This window comes from Paenibacillus thermoaerophilus (assembly GCF_005938195.1).
GTDB lineage: Bacteria > Bacillota > Bacilli > Paenibacillales > Reconciliibacillaceae > Paenibacillus_W > Paenibacillus_W thermoaerophilus.
This window is the reverse complement of record NZ_VCQZ01000001.1, coordinates 49,615-67,702: the sequence shown is the minus strand read 5'-3', so window position 1 is coordinate 67,702 and position 18,088 is coordinate 49,615. Positions and strand designations below refer to the sequence as shown.

At 60.5% G+C, this 18,088-nt stretch carries 16 protein-coding genes; 3 read left to right on the top strand and 13 right to left on the bottom strand.

Features of this window, described 5'->3' with window-relative positions; translation table 11 throughout:
- Positions 1-11: 11 nt before the first annotated feature.
- The 4 genes from dnaK to FE781_RS00290 all read right to left on the bottom strand — a co-directional run bounded on the left by dnaK (position 12) and on the right by FE781_RS00290 (position 4,762).
- Complete coding sequence (gene dnaK, locus FE781_RS00305; RefSeq protein ID WP_138787636.1) at positions 12-1,847, bottom strand: molecular chaperone DnaK; 1,836 nt, start codon at positions 1,845-1,847, stop codon at positions 12-14.
- Positions 1,848-1,929: 82 nt separating this feature from the next.
- Entirely contained in the window at positions 1,930-2,535 is a 606-nt protein-coding gene (gene grpE / locus FE781_RS00300) for a nucleotide exchange factor GrpE (protein WP_246067966.1), read from the bottom strand.
- A 59-nt stretch (positions 2,536-2,594) separates the two neighbouring features.
- The gene (gene hrcA, locus FE781_RS00295) at positions 2,595-3,620 is read right to left on the bottom strand and encodes a heat-inducible transcriptional repressor HrcA (RefSeq protein ID WP_138787634.1); all 1,026 of its coding nucleotides are present in this window, start codon (positions 3,618-3,620) and stop codon (positions 2,595-2,597) included.
- Between the two features lie 152 nt (positions 3,621-3,772).
- Positions 3,773-4,762, bottom strand: coding sequence for an ABC transporter substrate-binding protein (locus FE781_RS00290; RefSeq protein ID WP_138787633.1), 990 nt, complete (start codon positions 4,760-4,762; stop codon positions 3,773-3,775).
- Between the two features lie 205 nt (positions 4,763-4,967).
- Here FE781_RS00290 and FE781_RS00285 point away from each other — a divergent pair, with 205 nt between their 5' ends.
- Together FE781_RS00285 and FE781_RS00280 are read left to right on the top strand one after the other, a co-directional pair.
- On the top strand, positions 4,968-5,975 hold the full coding sequence (locus tag FE781_RS00285; RefSeq protein ID WP_138787632.1) for a FecCD family ABC transporter permease: 1,008 nt from the start codon (positions 4,968-4,970) through the stop codon (positions 5,973-5,975).
- A complete protein-coding gene (locus FE781_RS00280; protein ID WP_138787631.1) occupies positions 5,968-7,005 on the top strand; it encodes a FecCD family ABC transporter permease in 1,038 nt (345 codons plus the stop codon). Before FE781_RS00285 ends, FE781_RS00280 begins: the two co-directional genes overlap by 8 nt.
- 120 nt (positions 7,006-7,125) lie before the next feature.
- Here FE781_RS00280 and FE781_RS00275 read toward each other — a convergent pair whose 3' ends face one another.
- The 8 genes from FE781_RS00275 to gpr all read right to left on the bottom strand — a co-directional run bounded on the left by FE781_RS00275 (position 7,126) and on the right by gpr (position 16,120).
- Complete coding sequence (locus tag FE781_RS00275; RefSeq protein WP_138787630.1) at positions 7,126-7,596, bottom strand: N-acetyltransferase; 471 nt, start codon at positions 7,594-7,596, stop codon at positions 7,126-7,128.
- A gap of 170 nt (positions 7,597-7,766) precedes the next feature.
- Positions 7,767-8,945 carry a HEAT repeat domain-containing protein gene (locus tag FE781_RS00270; protein WP_138787629.1) on the bottom strand — a complete coding sequence of 393 codons (1,179 nt, stop codon included), beginning with the start codon at positions 8,943-8,945 and terminating at the stop codon, positions 7,767-7,769.
- A gap of 13 nt (positions 8,946-8,958) precedes the next feature.
- Positions 8,959-10,125: a radical SAM family heme chaperone HemW gene (gene hemW / locus FE781_RS00265; protein ID WP_138787840.1), complete on the bottom strand. Its 1,167-nt coding sequence runs from the start codon at positions 10,123-10,125 to the stop codon at positions 8,959-8,961.
- 37 nt (positions 10,126-10,162) lie between these two features.
- The gene (gene lepA, locus FE781_RS00260; RefSeq protein WP_246067965.1) at positions 10,163-11,974 is read right to left on the bottom strand and encodes a translation elongation factor 4; all 1,812 of its coding nucleotides are present in this window, start codon (positions 11,972-11,974) and stop codon (positions 10,163-10,165) included.
- A 145-nt stretch (positions 11,975-12,119) separates the two neighbouring features.
- On the bottom strand, positions 12,120-12,497 hold the full coding sequence (locus tag FE781_RS00255) for a hypothetical protein (protein ID WP_138787627.1): 378 nt from the start codon (positions 12,495-12,497) through the stop codon (positions 12,120-12,122).
- Between the two features lie 56 nt (positions 12,498-12,553).
- A complete protein-coding gene (spoIIP, locus tag FE781_RS00250; RefSeq protein ID WP_138787626.1) occupies positions 12,554-13,678 on the bottom strand; it encodes a stage II sporulation protein P in 1,125 nt (374 codons plus the stop codon).
- Positions 13,679-13,695: 17 nt separating this feature from the next.
- Positions 13,696-14,898, bottom strand: coding sequence for a stage II sporulation protein P (spoIIP, locus tag FE781_RS00245; protein ID WP_138787625.1), 1,203 nt, complete (start codon positions 14,896-14,898; stop codon positions 13,696-13,698).
- Positions 14,899-15,091: 193 nt separating this feature from the next.
- Complete coding sequence (gpr, locus tag FE781_RS00240) at positions 15,092-16,120, bottom strand: GPR endopeptidase (protein WP_138787624.1); 1,029 nt, start codon at positions 16,118-16,120, stop codon at positions 15,092-15,094.
- 181 nt (positions 16,121-16,301) lie between these two features.
- On the opposite strand from gpr, the gene rpsT reads away from it, so the two are divergent.
- Positions 16,302-16,574, top strand: a complete 273-nt coding sequence (gene rpsT / locus FE781_RS00235) for a 30S ribosomal protein S20 (RefSeq protein WP_138787839.1) — start codon at positions 16,302-16,304, stop codon at positions 16,572-16,574.
- 193 nt (positions 16,575-16,767) lie between these two features.
- Here rpsT and FE781_RS00230 read toward each other — a convergent pair whose 3' ends face one another.
- Positions 16,768-18,027 (bottom strand): Gfo/Idh/MocA family protein, encoded by a 1,260-nt coding sequence (locus FE781_RS00230; protein ID WP_138787623.1) that lies wholly within the window; start codon positions 18,025-18,027, stop codon positions 16,768-16,770.
- Positions 18,028-18,088 lie beyond the last annotated feature (61 nt).

Below are 18,088 nucleotides of genomic sequence, written 5' to 3'. Positions count from 1 at the left end.
GTTATTTTATATTACTTCTTGTTGTCATCGACGACTTCGTAATCCGCATCCACGACATTTTCTTTTTTCGCTTGGCCTTCGGCTCCGGCGTCTCCTTGCGCTTGAGCCTGTTGAGCCGCTTGCTCGTACAGCTTGACGGACAGCTTTTGCACGACCGCCGTCAGCTCCTCCGTCGCTTTTTTGAGAGCCTCGGCATCGTTGCCTTCCAGCGCCTTTTTAACGGCTTCTTTCTTGGCGTTGGCTTCGTCGATGTCGCTTTGCGCGACTTTGTCGCCAAGATCCTTCAGCGTTTTCTCGACTTGGTAGACGAGCTGGTCGGCCTGGTTGCGCGCTTCGGCCAGTTCGCGGCGCTTCCGGTCTTCTTCCGCGTGCGCTTCCGCTTCCTTCGTCATCCGCTCGATTTCTTCCTTGCTCAAGCCGCTGGAGGACGTAATCGTGATTTTTTGGCTTTTGCCCGTGCCTTTGTCAAGCGCGGACACGTTGACGATCCCGTTGGCGTCGATATCGAACGTAACTTCGATTTGCGGCACGCCGCGCGGCGCCGGCGGAATGTCTCCCAGGATAAAGCGTCCCAGCGTTTTGTTGTCGGCCGCCATCGCCCGTTCGCCTTGCAGAACGTGGATTTCGACGCTGGTCTGGTTGTCCGCGTACGTCGAGAAAATTTGCGATTTGGACGTCGGGATGGTCGTGTTGCGTTCGATCATCTTCGTGAATACGCCGCCGGCCGTCTCGATGCCGAGCGACAGAGGCGTAACGTCGAGCAGAACGATGCCTTTGACGTCGCCCGTCAGGACGCCCGCTTGAATCGCCGCGCCAAGCGCCACGACTTCGTCCGGGTTGACGCCCTTGTGCGGCTCTTTGCCGATCAGTTTTTTAATGGCTTCCTGTACCGCCGGAATCCGTGTCGATCCGCCGACGAGCACGACTTTGTCGATTTGCGCCGGAGTCAAGCCGGCGTCGTTGAGCGCTTGCCGCGTCGGTCCGAGCGTGCGCTCGACCAGATGGGCGGACAGCTCCTCGAATTTGGCACGCGTCAAGTTCATCTCCAGGTGTTGCGGAACCCCGTCGACCATGGTGATAAACGGCAGCGAGATCGTCGTCGTCAGCATCGAGGACAGCTCTTTTTTCGCTTTCTCCGCAGCGTCCTTCAAGCGCTGAACGGCGGCGCGGTCTTTGCTCAGATCGACGCCGTGCTCCTTCTTGAACTCGCTCACGAGCCAGTCGATGATCACCTGGTCGAAATCGTCGCCGCCCAGATGGTTGTCCCCGCTCGTCGCTTTAACTTCGAACACGCCTTCGCTCAGTTCGAGGATGGATACGTCGAACGTGCCGCCGCCGAGGTCGTAGACGAGGATCGTTTGATCTTCGTCTTTGTCCAGACCGTATGCGAGAGCGGCTGCCGTCGGTTCGTTGACGATCCGCAGCACTTCCAGCCCCGCGATTTGGCCCGCGTCTTTCGTCGCCTGGCGCTGGCTGTCGTTGAAGTAAGCCGGAACCGTAATAACCGCTTTGGTGACCGGACCGCCGAGATACGCTTCCGCGTCGGCTTTCAGTTTTTGCAGGATCATGGCGGAAATTTCCGGCGCCGTGTATTCTTTGCCATCGATGGACACTTTATGGTTCGTGCCCATGTGACGTTTGATCGACATGATCGTACGATCCGGGTTCGTAATCGCTTGGCGTTTAGCCGTTTCGCCGATCACGCGCTCGCCGTCTTTTTTGAAGCCGACGACGGACGGCGTCGTGCGGTTGCCCTCAGCGTTAGGAATGACGACCGCTTCGCCGCCTTCCATGACAGCGACGCAAGAGTTGGTGGTACCCAAGTCGATGCCGATAACTTTGCTCACGGCTAGTTCCTCCTTTATCATCTGCTCTGTCTATCCTATCCGAAAAAAACATAAAAAAACGGGGTCGCTCGAGCCCTGCGGGCTACATGCTGACCTTGACCATAGCGGGACGAATCACTTTATCCTTCAGACGATATCCCTTCTGGACCTCTTCGACGACGATTCCTTCGCCGTATTCCTCGGACTCCACCTGCATAACCGCCTGGTGAAGCTCCGGATCGAACGGTTGGCCGACCGTCTGCAACGGGGTCAACCCTTCTTGCTCCAACACTTGTCTCAATTGGCGATAAATCATCTCGACGCCTTTGGCAAGCGACTCGTAATCTCCGCCGGATGCGCTGGCCGCGGCCATTGCCCGCTCGAAGTTGTCGATGACGGGCAGCAACTGCTCCATCAGCTTCTGCGAAGCGTATTTGGCGAAATCTTCCTTCTCCTGGCGCGTACGCTTGCGGAAATTATCGTAATCGGCTTGGAGCCGCAAATACCGCTGTTGGTTTTCTTCGAATTCCCGGCGCAATTGGTCGAGTTCCCGCTGCAGCGGATCGGTCTCCGATTGCGCTTCTCCCTGGGCGGTTTGCCCGGAATCCGTCTGTTGTTCGGGTTCTTCCGCGACGCCTTCACGGACGTCCTCCTGTACGGCTTCTACCGTCTCAGGCTCCTCGGTCTTACGCTGTTCTTCTGTCGACACGTTGACGTTCACCTCCTTGAACATAAGCGCGTTGTGCGGGTTTCGAACCCGCGGATTCGTCATTTCCAACGGTGATTCAGCAGATTCGACATGTTTTTGCTCAAATAATTGAGCAACCGGATCACTTTTCCGTATTCCATCCGAGTCGGTCCCAGCACGCCGATCGTGCCTATATGTTCTCCGTCGACCGAATACGTCGCCGTGACGAGACTGCACTGGCTGATCGCATCGACATGATTCTCCGCGCCGATTTTCACTTTGACGCCCTCTTCCGACGGCGTTACGATACGAACGAGCGTCGGCGGCTGCTCCAGCAGCTCGAAAATCGATTTGACTTTGTCCACGTCCTTGAATTCCGGCTGCTCCAGCATATGAGTCGCTCCGCTCAGGAATACGCGGTCCTGATTTTGGGCGCGGAATACGTTCTCTATCATGTTGCACAATTCCTCAAACCGGGATACGTAACGGGAGAGCTCGGCCGCAATCTCGTTATGCAACCTCGATTTGAGCTGCAGCAGCGAGTAGCCTTGCAGTTTGTCGTTCATCGCGTTGACGAACCGTTCCAGATCTTGCGCGGACACGCCCTCCGGAATTTGCACGATCCGGTTTTCGACGTGGCCCGTACTCATGACGACGATTGCCACGGCGGATTTGGCGTCCAGCGGCACGATCTGCAGGTGCTTCATCGTCGCCGAGAACACCTCCGGACCGAGCACGATCGACGTATAGTTCGTCAATCCGGAGATAATCGCCGCCGCCTGCTGGATCGTATCCTCCATGACGTTCAGGCGTTCGGCGAAATACAGCTTGATCGTTTCAAGCTCTTCAGCGGTCATCTCTCCGAACTGGACGAGATGGTCCACATAGTAGCGGTATCCCTTTTGCGAGGGGATCCGCCCAGCCGACGTATGCGGCTGCTCCAAAAAGCCCAGTTCCTCAAGATCGGACATTTCGTTGCGAATGGTGGCCGGACTGAATACGACATCGCCTCGTTTGGAAATGCTGCGGGATCCGACGGGTTCGGCCGAACGGATGTAATCGTCTACGATGGCGCTTAAAATCAGCTTCTGGCGTTCGGTCAACATAGCGGTCCCCCTCCAAATGATCGATTCGATACCATTTTAGCACTCATAAACCGCGAGTGCTAACATTTCCAACATACAAAAAAAACCGCCCGATGTCAAGTGACATTCGGGGCGGTTTTCGGCCGGACGCTTTGCAGCGAAAGCGGCTGCGATCAGGACAGTCCGAATTGTTTTTTGATGTCGTCAAGCAGCAGGAATGCGGCTTTGACTCCGCCGGCCGTGTTCCAGATGACGTCGTCCACTTTGACGACTTTGCCCGCTTTGACCGCGCTCAGGTTTTGCCACAGCGGGTCCTTCGTCCATTCTTCCTCCAGCTTGCTGGCCTCGCCGTTGCCCGTCTCATACGTAAAGTAGAAGATGATATCCCCGTCCATCTCCGGCGTGCGTTCTTTCGGCACCTTCGTGGCCGCGAACTCGTTTTTGTTTTGCGAATCCGGACGCTTGAATCCGATCTGCTCCAGGATGATGCCCGCAAACGTATCTTTATAGTAGATTCGGGTATCGCCGGGCATAAAGCGCACCAACGACACTTTGGTGTTGATCTTGTCGCCGAGCTTCGAGCGGATGTCGTCGACGCGCTTGTCGAAGTCCGCGATGATTTTCTCGCCTTCGGCTTTTTTGTTCACGGCTTCCGAGTAGAACAGGAAATTTTGCTTCCATGCCCCGCGCAGCGTCTCCGAATATACGGTGGGGGCGATCGCTTTCAATTGATCGTAGATCTTCTCGTGGCGCATCTTGTTGCCGATGATCAGGTCCGGCTTGAGCGAAGCGATCGTTTCGATGTTCGGTTCGCTTTCTTTGCCCACGTTCGTGACGCCGTCCAGCTCGCTCTTCAGATGGTCGTACCACGGATTGCCGGTGAAGCCCTGAACCGCGCCAACCGGCTTAACGCCCAGCGCCAGCAGCGCTTCCAGCCCTTCGTTCGTCAGGATGACGACACGTTTCGGAGCGGACGGAACATCGCTTTCACCCATGGAATGGGCGACTTTGCGCTTCTCCGGCTGCGAGGCGGCCGTCGGCGAAGCGGAAGGCGAGGCGGACGCTCCCTCCGTTTTCGTATCGGCGCCGCCGCCGCATGCGCTCAGGATCAGCAGCAGAACGAGCATCGACAGCCCCGCCAGTTTTCCCTTCAAGACCTTCATATGTAGTCTCCTCCTGTGTGATGATCGATCATGATAATGATTATCAGTGTCGCCTCAAACAATATACAAGAGACGGACTTCGCTGTCAATAGTGAAAATAATTATCATTTTCGTTGACGTCCCGAGCGGAATTCCATAAAATAGACCGTGGGCTTTTCCTAAAATAGCCGCTACGGACTATTTCTTTAGAAGGCAGGAACGATACATGTCTGGTTATCTCCGCACGCCCAAGCTCAAAGCGCTGGGGTTGGTTCTGGCGGCTGTGCTGATGCTTCTCGGGCTGGCCGCCAGCGTCTTCCTCGGGTTCGCGCGAATCCATCCCCGCGATGCGCTTGACGCCTATCTCGCGTTTAACGGGTCCAACGAACATCTTATTATTCGCACCGCGCGCGTGCCGCGAGCCCTGATCGCGACCGCCGTCGGAGCCAGCCTGGCCGTGGCGGGAGCGCTGATGCAGGCGTTCACCCGCAATCCGCTGGCGTCGCCCAGCCTGTTCGGCATCAACAGCGGAGCGGCTTTCGCCCTGGTGGTCGTGTCGGCGCTCTGGTCGTTAGACAGCCTGACGACCGTGGCCTGGGCTTCGTACGCCGGCGCCGCTCTGGCTGCGGTTATGGTTTACGCGCTCGGCTCGATCGGCCGGGACGGCATGACGCCGATCAAGGTTACGCTCGCGGGTTCGGCGATGACGGCTCTGTTCTCGTCTTTGACGTCGGGCGTGCTGCTTGTCAACGGGCGCTCCTTCGATCAAGTGCTCGGCTGGCTCGTCGGCTCGGTGGCGAACCGCACTCTCGACACGCTGCTGCTCGTGCTGCCGTATATCGCCGGATCGCTGCTTGCGGCATTCGCAATGGCGGGATCGGTCAACCTCTTGAGCATGGGGGACGAAGTGGCCCGCGGGCTCGGGGGCCGGACGGCGCTGATCCGGGCCGCGATGGCCGTCATCGTCGTGCTGCTGGCGGGCGCATCGGTCGCCATCGCGGGCCCGATCGCGTTCGTGGGCATCGTTATTCCCCACCTGTCCCGCGCGCTGGTCGGCCCGGATCACCGCTGGCTGCTGCCGATGTGCGCGCTTCTCGGCGCCAACCTGCTGCTGTTCGCCGATACGGGAGCCCGGTTCATTCTTCCCGGCAAAGAAACGCCTGTCGGCGTCGTTACCGCCCTGATCGGAATTCCGTTTCTGATCGCCGTCGCAAGGAGGCAGAAGCATGAGTAGTTATAACAAGCAAGCGGCCGGCGTCCCCTCTTTGTCCCGAGGCAGGCGGCGCTTCGCCGTCATCGCCGGTTTGTTCCTGCTGTTGATCGCCGCGTTTCTCGTCAGCACCGGGGTCGGCTCCATGTACATCTCGCCCCTGGACGTGCTGAAAACGCTGCTTGGCATCGGGCAAGATACGCACGAAGTCGTCATTCTCCAGCTTCGGGTGCCGCGCATGCTGACGGCGGTGCTTGTCGGCACGGCTCTTGCCGTATCGGGAGCGATCCTGCAAGGCATCATCCGCAATCCGCTCGCGTCGCCCGATCTGGTCGGCATTACCGGCGGCGCTTCGGTTGCGGCCGTAAGCTTCCTCCTATACGGGGTCGGCACCATGAGCATCCACTGGCTCCCGCTGTTCGCCATCAGCGGCGCCGTTATCAGCGCGGCGCTGATGTATGTCCTCGCGTGGAAGGACGGAGTGTCGCCGCTCCGCATGGTGCTCATCGGCATCGGCCTTGCGACCGCCGCCAGCGCAATCACGTCCGTCCTGCTTATATCGGGTCCCGTCCAGCAGGCGGCCCGCGCGCTCTCGTGGATGACCGGGAGCGTATACGGCACGGGGTGGAAAGACGTCCGCATGCTGCTTCCGTGGGTCGGTCTCGGCTTGCCGCTGTCGGCGCTGCTCGCGCGGCACCTGAACCTGTACGCTCTCGGCGACGAGCTGGCGACAGGCACCGGCAGCCGCGTACAACTGTACCGCTTCCTTGCCCTCGGCCTGAGCGTGATGCTGGCCGGCGCGGCGGCTGCGGTGTCGGGGGCGGTGGCGTTTGTAGGGCTGATGGCTCCACATCTGGGCCGGCAACTGGTCGGTCCGCGTTACGGGACGCTGATCCCGGCCAGCGCCATGATCGGAGCGATCCTGGTGCTCGTCTCGGACGCCATCGCGCGGACGGCGTTCCATCCGGTCGAAATTCCGGCCGGTGTCATTACCTCCGCGATCGGCGCGCCGTTTTTTATCATCCTGCTGTTCTGGGCGTCGCGGAGGCGCTAGCGCTCAGTATCGGCAAGAGACTCCGCCATGCGGGAGTCTCGCCTTGTATGGAAAAGGGCTGTCCGACGGACATCGCGAAGATGACCGGAGGACAGCCCTTTTCCTATCGGAATTTCCGTTTTACGCATCGAGCCGCTTCAGCACGGCGATTTCGTCGCAGTTGTTGCGCTTTTTGCAGTTGACGCAGTCCGTCCACACCTTCTCGGGAAATATCTCCTTCTGCACGACCTCGTACCCGCAGCGGAGGAAGAAGTTGACCGCATACGTCAACGCCATGACCCGGGGAATGCCCATCTCGCGGGCTTCCTCCTCCAGCGCCTTGACGATCAGTCCGCCGATTCCTTTCCCCTTGTATCCGTCCGTGATGCCGAGCGAACGGATTTCCACCAGATCGTTCCCGAGCCGGAACAACGAGCCGCAGCCGACGAAGCGGCCGCCTTCTTCGGCGACGACAAACGAATCGATGTGGCGCGTTAGCGCTTCTTTCGACCTCGGCAGCATGATTCCTTTTTCCGCATAACCCTGAATCAGTTCGTACAGCGAATCCACGTCGCTTTCGGCCGCTTTGCGGCACGTCACCGTCGTCACCATCGCACTCTACCCCTTTGCCGCGCCAATCGGGAAGCCCTGCGGTACGCAATCACGCGCCGCCGGCATCACTGTCGAATCGGTAAAAAATAACGGCGCGGGCGTCCCGAGCCGTTGCATATGAATAAATATACAACAAGAAGAATAGTTACACAAGGGGGATTTCACGTGTCCTACAGGTTCATCCGGGCGCGGGTTTCCCGGATCTGCCGCACATTGTCCTGAAAATCCGGGCTTGCGCTCAGGATCCACCGTTTATGTCCGACGGAGATTTCGCCCGTATCGGGCTCCCCGAACGTCCACTCCATGCCGATGCCTTCGGCGTATTCCTTCATCAATTGCAGCATGGCGTCGCTCCAATCGCGCAGGCCGCGCGGCTTCGGCACGAACGGGTAGTAATGATCGTAGGCGGCGCGGATGAGCACATGCACGACTTCCTCGAAGGCGGCCGGAATGTCAAGCCGCTTCAGCTTTTCCGCAAGCTCCTCCGGCAGTTGGGGCTCGTCCGTCGACGCGAACGATTCGTACTCCTCCGCCGTGACGATGCCCGCCTTCATCGCGAGCCACAGCTTCATCCGGTCGAGCGCCGGCTTGAACGCCGCGGGAACCGAGATCGTCAGTTCCGGCGTCGGATTTTCGAGATTGATGACGACCGGTTCGCCCATCTTGACCAGCTTCACGTTGCCGCGAACGCCGAGCCAACGAAGCGACAGTGCCGCATGCGTGACCGCCTTCGGGTCCAGCTCCTCGTTGCGGCAGGCTCGTCGCAGCAGCGCCTCGCTCTTCGGGTCCGGCATCATGCAGAGCATCCGGATCGCGTGCATCGACGTGTCCAGATCCTCGGAGACGATGCCCTGCTCAAGCTGCGCCAGCAGCTTGTCCCTGGGCTGCTCGGCGATCCAGTCGAGGTCCAGCTTCTGCGCGGCGGTCTGGGCCAGATTCGGCATTCCCTGATTCCATTGCTCGCCGCGCTTCTCCTTCAGAGCTTCGACGGCGCGGTCGAGATCGGCCGACATGCCTTCGAGCGCTTCCTTTTCGGGACCTTTGGCGCGGGCGGACATCGCTTTCGTCCACTCGGCGAGCGCAACCGGGTTATCCCGCCAGAGCAGCATCGCCGCCGGCAGCAGATCGCGGTCGAAGCCGAGTCCATCCAGCAGGGCGTAGCGGGCCAGCGCGATTCGGATATCCGCTTCCATCCGCATTAAGCTGAGAGCCAGGATCAAGCCGTTCCACGCGTTTTCGTCGCGCGAATTCTGCAGCAACGCCCGGTGAAAGCAAAAAGCCGCCGCTCCGTAGGAGTCCGTCTGCAAATACCGGCGGCCGTAACTCGTCATTTCTTCGGTTGCGCTCATGGGAAACCCTCCGTCAATTCGTAGTAACCGTACCCAAAAATTCGCCGAACACTTCGTTGCCCAGCAGCAATCCCCGTTGCGTCAAGCGGTAGCCGTCCTCGCACGGCTCGATCAGTTCCTCGCGCAGCAGCTTTTCGAGCGACGGCCCGAACGCCTCGTCGAGCGACCGGCCCGGGAATTGGGCGGCGAAGTCGGACCGTCTCACGCCGGACAGCATGCGGAAGCCGACCATCATGAAATCCTCCATCGCTTCTTCGTCGGAGACGAGCTCTTCTTCGATGCGGAACCGGCCCGTCTCCGCCGCCGCGATATAATCGGCGATTCCTTTGACGTTGACATGCCGGATGCCGCCGACATATCCGTGCGCGCCCGCTCCCAGGCCGTAATACGGCAAGTTCCGCCAATACGTCATGTTATGGCGGCTCTCGTAGCCCGGCTTGGCGAAGTTGCTCACCTCGTACTGAACGTAACCGGCTTCGCGCATCCGCTCCATCAGCCGGACGTACATCGCCAACTCGGTCTCCTCGCTGGGCAAGGGCAGTTGCCCCCGGTTATAGAGCGTGTGGAACAACGTATTTTCCTCCACCTTGAGCCCGTAAACCGAATAATGCGGCAGCTCCAGCGCGAGCGCGGCGTCGATCGACCGGTCGAGCTGCTCGATCGTCTGGTTCGGCAAGCCGAACATCAGGTCGATCGACAAGTTGTCGAAACCCGCAGCCCTCGCCCATTCGATCGATCGGTATACGTCGTCCGTGTTGTGAATCCGGCCGATGACCGACAGCAAGCCGTTGTCGAACGACTGCACGCCGAAGCTGATGCGGTTGACGCCGCCTTCGCGCATGACGGCGAGCTTGTCCGGATCGGTCGTGCCGGGGTTCGCCTCCATCGTGAACTCCAGATCGGGCTCGCGATCGCCGAACCGGTTCGCGACGGACGCGAGAAACCGGGCCATCTGCGGCGGCGTCAGCACCGTAGGCGTGCCGCCGCCGACGAAAATCGTGGAGACGCCCTTCGGCGGCGTCCGGGCGGCCGTCAGCTCCATCTCGCGGTCGAGCGCCCGCAGGTAGCCGTCGACAGGCTGACCCTTCAGCACATAAGAGTTAAAGTCGCAGTAATGACACTTGTTCGTGCAGAACGGAATGTGAATGTAGACCGCCTTCGGGTCCGGTACGGGGCGCATGACGACGGCCTCCTTCCCGATCGCGCCGGGAGCGCTGTTAATCGTCAATCCGCAGCACCGCCATAAACGCTTCCTGAGGCACTTCGACGCTGCCGACCTGCTTCATGCGCTTTTTGCCTTCTTTCTGCTTCTCCAGCAGCTTCCGCTTCCGTGTGATATCGCCGCCGTAGCATTTGGCCAAGACGTTTTTGCGGAGCGCCTTGACCGTCTCCCTGGCGATGACCTTCGTCCCGATCGCCGCCTGAATCGGCACTTCGAACATTTGCCGCGGAATGAGATCCTTCATCTTCTCGCAGATCAGCTTGCCGCGCTGATACGCTTTGTCCCGATGCACGATGACCGACAACGCGTCAACCTGCTCGCCGTTCAGCATGATGTCCATCTTGACGAGCTTCGATTGCTTGTAGCCCGACAGCTCGTAATCGAACGACGCGTAGCCTTTGGTGCTGGATTTGAGCTGGTCGAAGAAGTCGTAGACGATCTCCGACAGCGGCATCTCGTATGTCAGCGTTACGCGCGTCGTGTCGAGATATACCATGTTCACAAATTCGCCGCGCCGCGACTGGCACAGCTCCATGATCGCGCCGACGTACTCGTTCGGAACGATGATGGACGCTTTGACATACGGCTCCTCGATGTATTCCAGCTTGCCCGCCTCGGGCATGTTGGACGGATTGTGAATCTCGATCATCTGCCCGTTCGTCAGCTTCGCGCGGAATATAACGCTCGGCGCCGTCGTCAGCAGCGGGATATTAAATTCGCGTTCGATCCGCTCCTGGATGATCTCCATGTGCAGCAGGCCGAGGAAGCCGCAGCGGAAGCCGAAGCCGAGCGCGGTCGACGTCTCGGGCTCGTACTGCAGCGAGGCGTCGTTCAGCTCCAGCTTCTCCAGCGCTTCGCGCAGATCGTTGTAATCCTCCGTGTTGATCGGATACAAGCCGCAGTAGACCATCGGGTTGATCTTGCGGTAGCCGGGCAGCGGCTCGGCGGCCGGATTGCGCGCGTCCGTGATCGTGTCGCCGACCCGCGTGTCCTTGACGTTTTTGATGCCGGCCACAACAAAGCCGACATCGCCGACGGACAGCTCGTCCACGATCGTCATGTGCGGCGTGAACACGCCGACCTCGATCACCTCGAACTTCTTGTTCGTCGCCATGAACTTGATCTCCGAGCCTTTGCGGATCGAGCCGTCCACGACGCGCACGTACACGATAACGCCCTTGTACGCGTCGTAGTGGGAGTCGAAGATCAGCGCTTTGAGCGGCGCGTCCGGATCGCCGGCGGGCGCCGGCACCTTCCGGATAATTTGCTCCAGTATTTCCTTGATGCCGATGCCCGCTTTCGCGGACGCCATAACAGCGTCGCTGCAGTCGAGGCCGATAATTTCCTCGATCTCGTTTTTCACCCGATCCGGCTCGGCGCTCGGCAGGTCGATCTTGTTCAATACCGGGATAATCTCCAGATTGCTGTCGAGCGCCAGATAGACGTTCGCGAGCGTCTGCGCTTCGACGCCCTGGGCGGCGTCCACGACAAGCAACGCCCCTTCGCAAGCCGCCAGGCTGCGGGACACTTCGTACGTAAAGTCGACGTGTCCGGGCGTATCGATCAGATTGAGGAGGTACGTCTCCCCGTCATCCGCTTTGTATTGAAGCCTTACCGCCTGCAGCTTGATCGTTATACCCCGTTCCCGCTCCAAATCCATCTTGTCGAGCACCTGATCCTGCATTTCCCGTTGCGTCAGGGCTCCCGTATATTCCAAGATGCGATCCGCCAGCGTTGACTTGCCGTGATCAATATGCGCAATGATGCAAAAATTGCGAATGTTCGCTTGTCGGTTCGCTTGCGTCACGTTTCGAAAACCCCTTTTTCTCTTCTCCGGGATCGCCTGGCAAGCAAGCCCCGGACCAAATACCTCCATTATACCAGAGGGCGGACAATAGCGGCAATGGCCGGACGGAACGGCCGCTCGGGGGCGGAACCCGGCTCCGGGATACTCAGTCGGTCAGCTTGGAGAAAATCGACGAGACGCCGTTGACGACCAGGGAGGCCGAATGGTGCAGCAGGTCGCCGACCGAGTTGCCGAATTGGGCGATGGCGGGCTCCGGCGGATAGACGTCCTCCTCCTGTTCGGTGGGAGGCGGCGTGACGCGCAGCGCGGGCGCGACGACGCGGGGGGTCGGCGTCGCGGAAGGCCGGACGCGCTCTCCGCGCGGCACGGCCGATTGGACCGCCTGCGTTCCCGCTTCCGTCTGCGGCATCTGCCCGTTTACCTGCTCCAGGCCGCGCGTCGCGATGTCGATGCCGAAGAAGACGCCGAAGGCGGCCAAAATCATCACAATGAATACCTGCAACGTCGAACGTCCCGTCCGCATCCCGCATTCCTCCCAAATGACCTATGTATGATTGTTCCCCCGGCTTCCTGCCGGCCTCAGCTCATCGCCAGCTCCGCGACCGCGTCCACCTTCTCCGCCTGCCAGTACAGCTCGGCGACGGCTTCGGCCAGCACGTCGGCGGTGCGCAGGCATTCCTCCAGCGTATTTTCCACGCCGCCGATCTCGATCAGGATGCTGTTCGGGGATACCGACTGGTTGTATTCCCCGTGCCCCTCGGACTTGTCTTTGTCCCGGATTCCCCGGGATATGCCCGGAACCTTGCCGTTCAGCAGCTCGTCGAGGCGTTTGGCGAACGCTTCGTTCTGCTCCCAATGCTTGTTCTGGCGCCCGACGACAAACATGATTTTGCCCAGATCGCCCCGGCCGTCCTCCCGTTTGACCGTCGTCAGGTCGCGTCCGTTGGCGTCCCGGTGCAGATCGAAGAAAAATTTCAGATCCGGCTCGGCGGCAATCGCCTCGCGAATCGAATTCAGGGAGTACGAATACGAATACGACCAGTTGTACGCGGGCACAGCGGTTTGATAATCGACGCCGGAGTGCATCGCCCCGATGCCCAGCGCCTCCAATTTTTCTTTCAGCCGCTTGCCCACCAGCGTAATATTGCGTTCCGCGTCGTCCGCCTTCTTCGTCTCCGGCTTCCACGACTCGCGGGGATGCGAATGGTAGATGAACACGACCCGGCGGCCTTCCGTGGTCCGCCTGTCCGAAGACGCCTCTCCTCCCGACGTATGGGTGGGGGCGACCGCGGGCAGCGACGGCGGTTCGGAAGGAATGGACGGCGGCGGGGAGGCGGCGGGAGACTGGGCAGGCGGAGCCGAAACGTCCGGCGCAATCGCCGGTTTGGTCTGTCCTTTGTCTTCCTCGCCCCGCCGCAGCCGCTCCGTCTCCCGCAGCCAGTCCGCCGCCAGACTGCGGACGGACGGCAGCGCCTCGCCGCCCGGTTTTCCGGGCAGCTCGCCCGCCATCATCGCGGCGAGGGTATCCGGCCGGCGGCCCGCGGCGAGCTCCGCCAGCCCCTCGACCGCTTGCGGCGCGAACCGCGAAGCCAGCGGTCCGGCGACGGCGGCGATCAGGTGAAGCGCCGTCAGTCCCGCCATCGCCCAGCGGATCATCCCCCGGATCGAGACGGCGCCGGGCTCCCTGTGGTTCGGTAGAGGCATCGCCCTCTCCTCCTTCTTCACGGCTGCGGATTGCCGGCCGGCACCGCGCCCGCCAGCAGCTCGGCGACGGCGGCCGCCAGCGCGTCCGTCGCGCGGTACAGCTCCTCCAGCGTGTTGTCCGGCCCGCCAATCTCTACTAATAGGTTATGCGGCGAGAGCGACTGGTTGTACTCCGCATTTCCGTGCGTCGATTTGCCGTAGACGCCCTTGGACAATCCCGGCAGGTTTTTCTCCAGAATCGCGTGGAGCTGTTCGGCCAGCTTCGAATTTTGCTCCCAGTGCGGATTTTTTTTGCCGATGACGAAGTAGATCTGCGCGTAATCGACGCCGCCGATCGTGGCCGTCGTCCGTTCGCGCCTCAGCGAGTCCCGGTGGATGTCGAGGATGAGGCGGGCTTTCGGATGCATCGCCAGCGCCTCCTGGACTGTCCCCCTCGAATACGCGTACGACTTGGCATAGTTAAAGCCTTTGATCTCGCTCGGATAGTCGGTCGTCGAATGCGCCGTGCCGATCCCCTTGTCCTCCAGCCGCTCCTGCAGACGCTTGCCGACCAGTCCGACGTTCACCTCGGCGTCGTACGCCAGATCGGGATCGGTGATGCCCTTCGACTTGAGCTCGGGCAGGTACGATTCCCGATTGTGCGAATGGTAGATGAACACAAGTTTTTCTCCGGCTCCCGGCGCGGCGCCTGTCCCGGATTGTCCGGACGGCGGGGCGGAAGGCGCGGGCGTCGGGGCGGGCGACTCCGGAGCGGGACTGATCGCCGAGGCTCCCGGCAGCAGATCGACGGGGGCATCCCCGGGCGAAGCGCCGCTGCCCGAATACAGCACATTCGCCTGGTCCCCGCGCATGCCGGGAAGCTCCGCGGCCAGCAGCGACCGGGGATCGTACGGGTTCACGTGCGTGAGCAGTTGAAGCAGGAAAGCTCCGGCCGCCGCCGGGGAGAAACTGCCGCCTTGGCGGCTCCCTCCTCCGTCGTAATAAGGAATCTCCATCTTCAGCATATCCCCGAAAAAGCCGGCGGACATGGTCATCGCCACGCCCTTCAGCGGCGACATCGGACGGTGATCGCCTCTCTCCGCGCCGATGCCCGCCAGCACCAGCAGGACAATCGTCATCATCGTGCAACCCGACACCATTACGAACAGCTTGGTCATCGCGAGCGTATCGCGCAATTTCGCCGACCATCTCCGGACATCAATGATTTCCGCTTGCCTCATTTCCGGATCCCTCGTTTCCTTCGCGCTTTCTAGGAGTCTATCGTCTCCCACACCACTACTCTATGAAGGCGGGGGCGGCAATAGAACCGAAAATGCCGTTCGATCGATAGGGATACTAGAATGAGAGAAGGCGCGGCGACAAAAAAAATAACGGCTGCGCCGTCCTTGGCCAAGGAAGACGCGCCGTCGTCCGTCAATGCGTATAAGCCGCCACGTTGCCCGAGTCGACCGCTTCGTGCAGCGCCGCGTTTAAGCCGCTGGCGATAATATTGGCGATATCCTCGACGAACTGGTCGATGTCCTTCGGCGTAACCAGCAGGTCTTGACCGATCGGATCGAGCACTTCCTTCACCATGCCGAGCCGTTCCTGCTCCGGCATGCCGTCCAGCATGCCGAGGATAGCCTGGGTATTGGACGTCTGTTTCTTGAAATTTTGCACCAGCATCTCGATGATGCTGTTGACGATCGTCGAGGCGTAGACGACCGTCGGCACGCCGATGGCGATAACCGGAACGCCCAGATGCTCCATCGTCAATCCTTTGCGTTTGTTGCCGACGCCCGACCCCGGATGGATGCCGGTATCGGCGATCTGGATCGTCGTATTCACCCGCTCCAGCGCCATGGAAGCGAGCGCGTCGATCGCGATGACGACGTCGGGCTTCGACCGTTCGACGATGCCCTGCACGATCTCGCTCGTCTCGATGCCGGTCGTTCCGAGCACCCCGGGGGCGATCGCGCTGACGGAGCGGTAGCCCGGATGCACCTGATCCGGCATCAACTCGAAATAATGCCGGGTCACCATCACGTTCTCGACGACAAGCGGGCCGAGCGAATCGGGCGTGACGTGCCAGTTGCCCAATCCGATAATCAGCGCCTTGGCCTCCTTGCCGATGCCGGCGCGCTCCAGAAACGAGGCGAATTCGTTCGCGAACCGGGTCGCGACCTTGTCCTGAAGCACCGAATCCTTGTGGCGCAGCCCCGGCACTTCGATCGTGATGTAATTGCCGATCTGCTTGCCCAGCGTCCGCACGCCTTCTTCATTTAATACCCGGATGCGCGTGATCTTCATGCCCTCGTGCGTCTCCGTCTCGCTCTCGACGCCCGGCAACCGGCTGGTCCGGCCGGCCGAAGCCATCTCCTGCGCCTCAAGCGCCAAGTCCGTGCGCACCGAATAAGCCGACAAGTCCTGCTCGTTGTTCCATTCGCCCCGTTCAAGCGACATATCGATTCCCCCGTCTTTTGCCCGCGGGCAGCAGCCCGCCATCATTTGTTACCGTAGTGTGCGCCTTGCCAAATTTGCTTATTCACGCCTTGCAATTTGCGGGGGGGCCTGATATACTGTTTGAAGTTGTCGTATGCTGTACGACCTTTTTTCGGAAGCCGTCTGCAGGGAGGTGAACGTCATGCCGAACATTAAATCCGCCATCAAACGCGTGAAGACGACTGAGAAGCGCCGTTTGCTCAACGCTTCGCAAAAATCCGCGCTGCGCACGGCCGTGAAGTCCTTCGAAGCCGCTGCCGCATCCAGCGACGTGGAAAAAGCAAAACAAGCCTTGGTCATCGCCAGCAAAAAGCTGGATAAAGCCGTTACCAAAGGCCTGATCCATAAAAATGCCGCTGCCCGCAAAAAATCCCGCCTGGCCAAAGCGTTCAACGCACTGTCCAAGCAAGGCTGATCAGCGACATGGATCATCGGGAGCGGAAGGGGACGCCGTCCTTTTCCGCCTTCGACCGCAATTCGCACAAAAGAAGCCGCCTTCAAGCCGAACGATTCGCTTGAAGGCGGTTTTTTTGCGAGATTCGCCGCGAAGAAGTTCCCGGATCGCCCTTCGCTTGTTCCCGGCGGTATCCGAACGGCCGAGGGTCGGCTCAATGCATGTATTCGCTCAAAGACACCATGCGTTTCTCCAGGCGCGAACGTTCGGCGGCAAACGCCATGAGGTGGCTGTGGACGGACGCCTGCGCGGAAGTTGCGCTTTCGTATTCGCCATAGCGGCTGACCGCCCGCACAAAGTCGCGGACCAGCCGGTGATCGCCGCCGCCGTGGCCGTCAAGGCCGCCGGAGTCCGTCAGCGCGATGAGCTCCCGGCGCCCGCTGCCGAACCGTCTCAACTCGATCTCGTTGGTTTCCATTGACGCCCGGATTTCGCCCGACGTACCCATCAGCTTGAGCGTCCGGCTGCACTGCTCCGTAAAAGCGGTCATCGTAAACACCGCCGTCACTTCGTTGGCGAATTCCATGCTTACGACCTGATGATCGACGACATCGTTGTCGCAATGGTAGACGCATCGGCCGTACGGACCGTCGAGCAGCGCCCGATAGCGGGCTTCGTAACTCGGGTCCGGACTGGACACCGCTTGCAGCCAGCCATAGTCCGCGTGCAAATAAATGTTGGGCGCGTAATAGACGCAGCGGTCTTCGACCGGACAGCCGTCCAGACAGCGCTTCGGCGCTCCCGGCGGCGCGAACTCCGGGCGGAAGTGGGACAGGCTCCCGTAGGAAGCGACGCTCAGACATTCGCTGCCGGCGAGCCAGTGCAGAAGATCGAGATCGTGGCACGATTTCGCCAGAATCATTGGACTCGATTGGGCCGTATTGCGCCAGTTGCCTCTGACGAAGCTGTGGGCCTGATGCCAATAGGCTACGTTCTCGTTGTGTTGGATCGACATCAGCCGGCCGATCCGCCCTTCGTCCAGCAGTTGCTTGATCGTTTGGAAGAAAGGCGAGTAGCGCAAGACATGGCAGATTGTAAGGAGGCGTCCCGCTTCCTCGGCTTGGCGGCCCATCTCCAGACACTGTTCCGGATCGGGAGACATCGGCTTCTCCAGCAGGACGTGATAACCCGCTTTCAGCGCCTTCATCGTCGGTTCGAAATGTTGCCGGTCCTGCGTGCAGATCATGACGGCGTCGGCGAGGCGCGGCTGCCCCAACAGCGCGTCCCAGTTCTCGAAGCAGCGCTCCTCCGCAAGCCCGAACTTGTCCCTGAACCGGTTGCGCCGCTCTTCATTCGGCTCGGCAACGGCTACCACCCGCAATTCGTTCGGATGTCTCAACGCGTATTCGCTGTAAATCAGTCCCCGGTGCCCTGCGCCGATCAGCGCAACCGTTACCGGTTTTCCCCGTTCCACGGCTCTCCCTCCAACTTCCGCCGATGCGCTGCCGAATCCGCATGTTCCGTCCGGCCGCAAT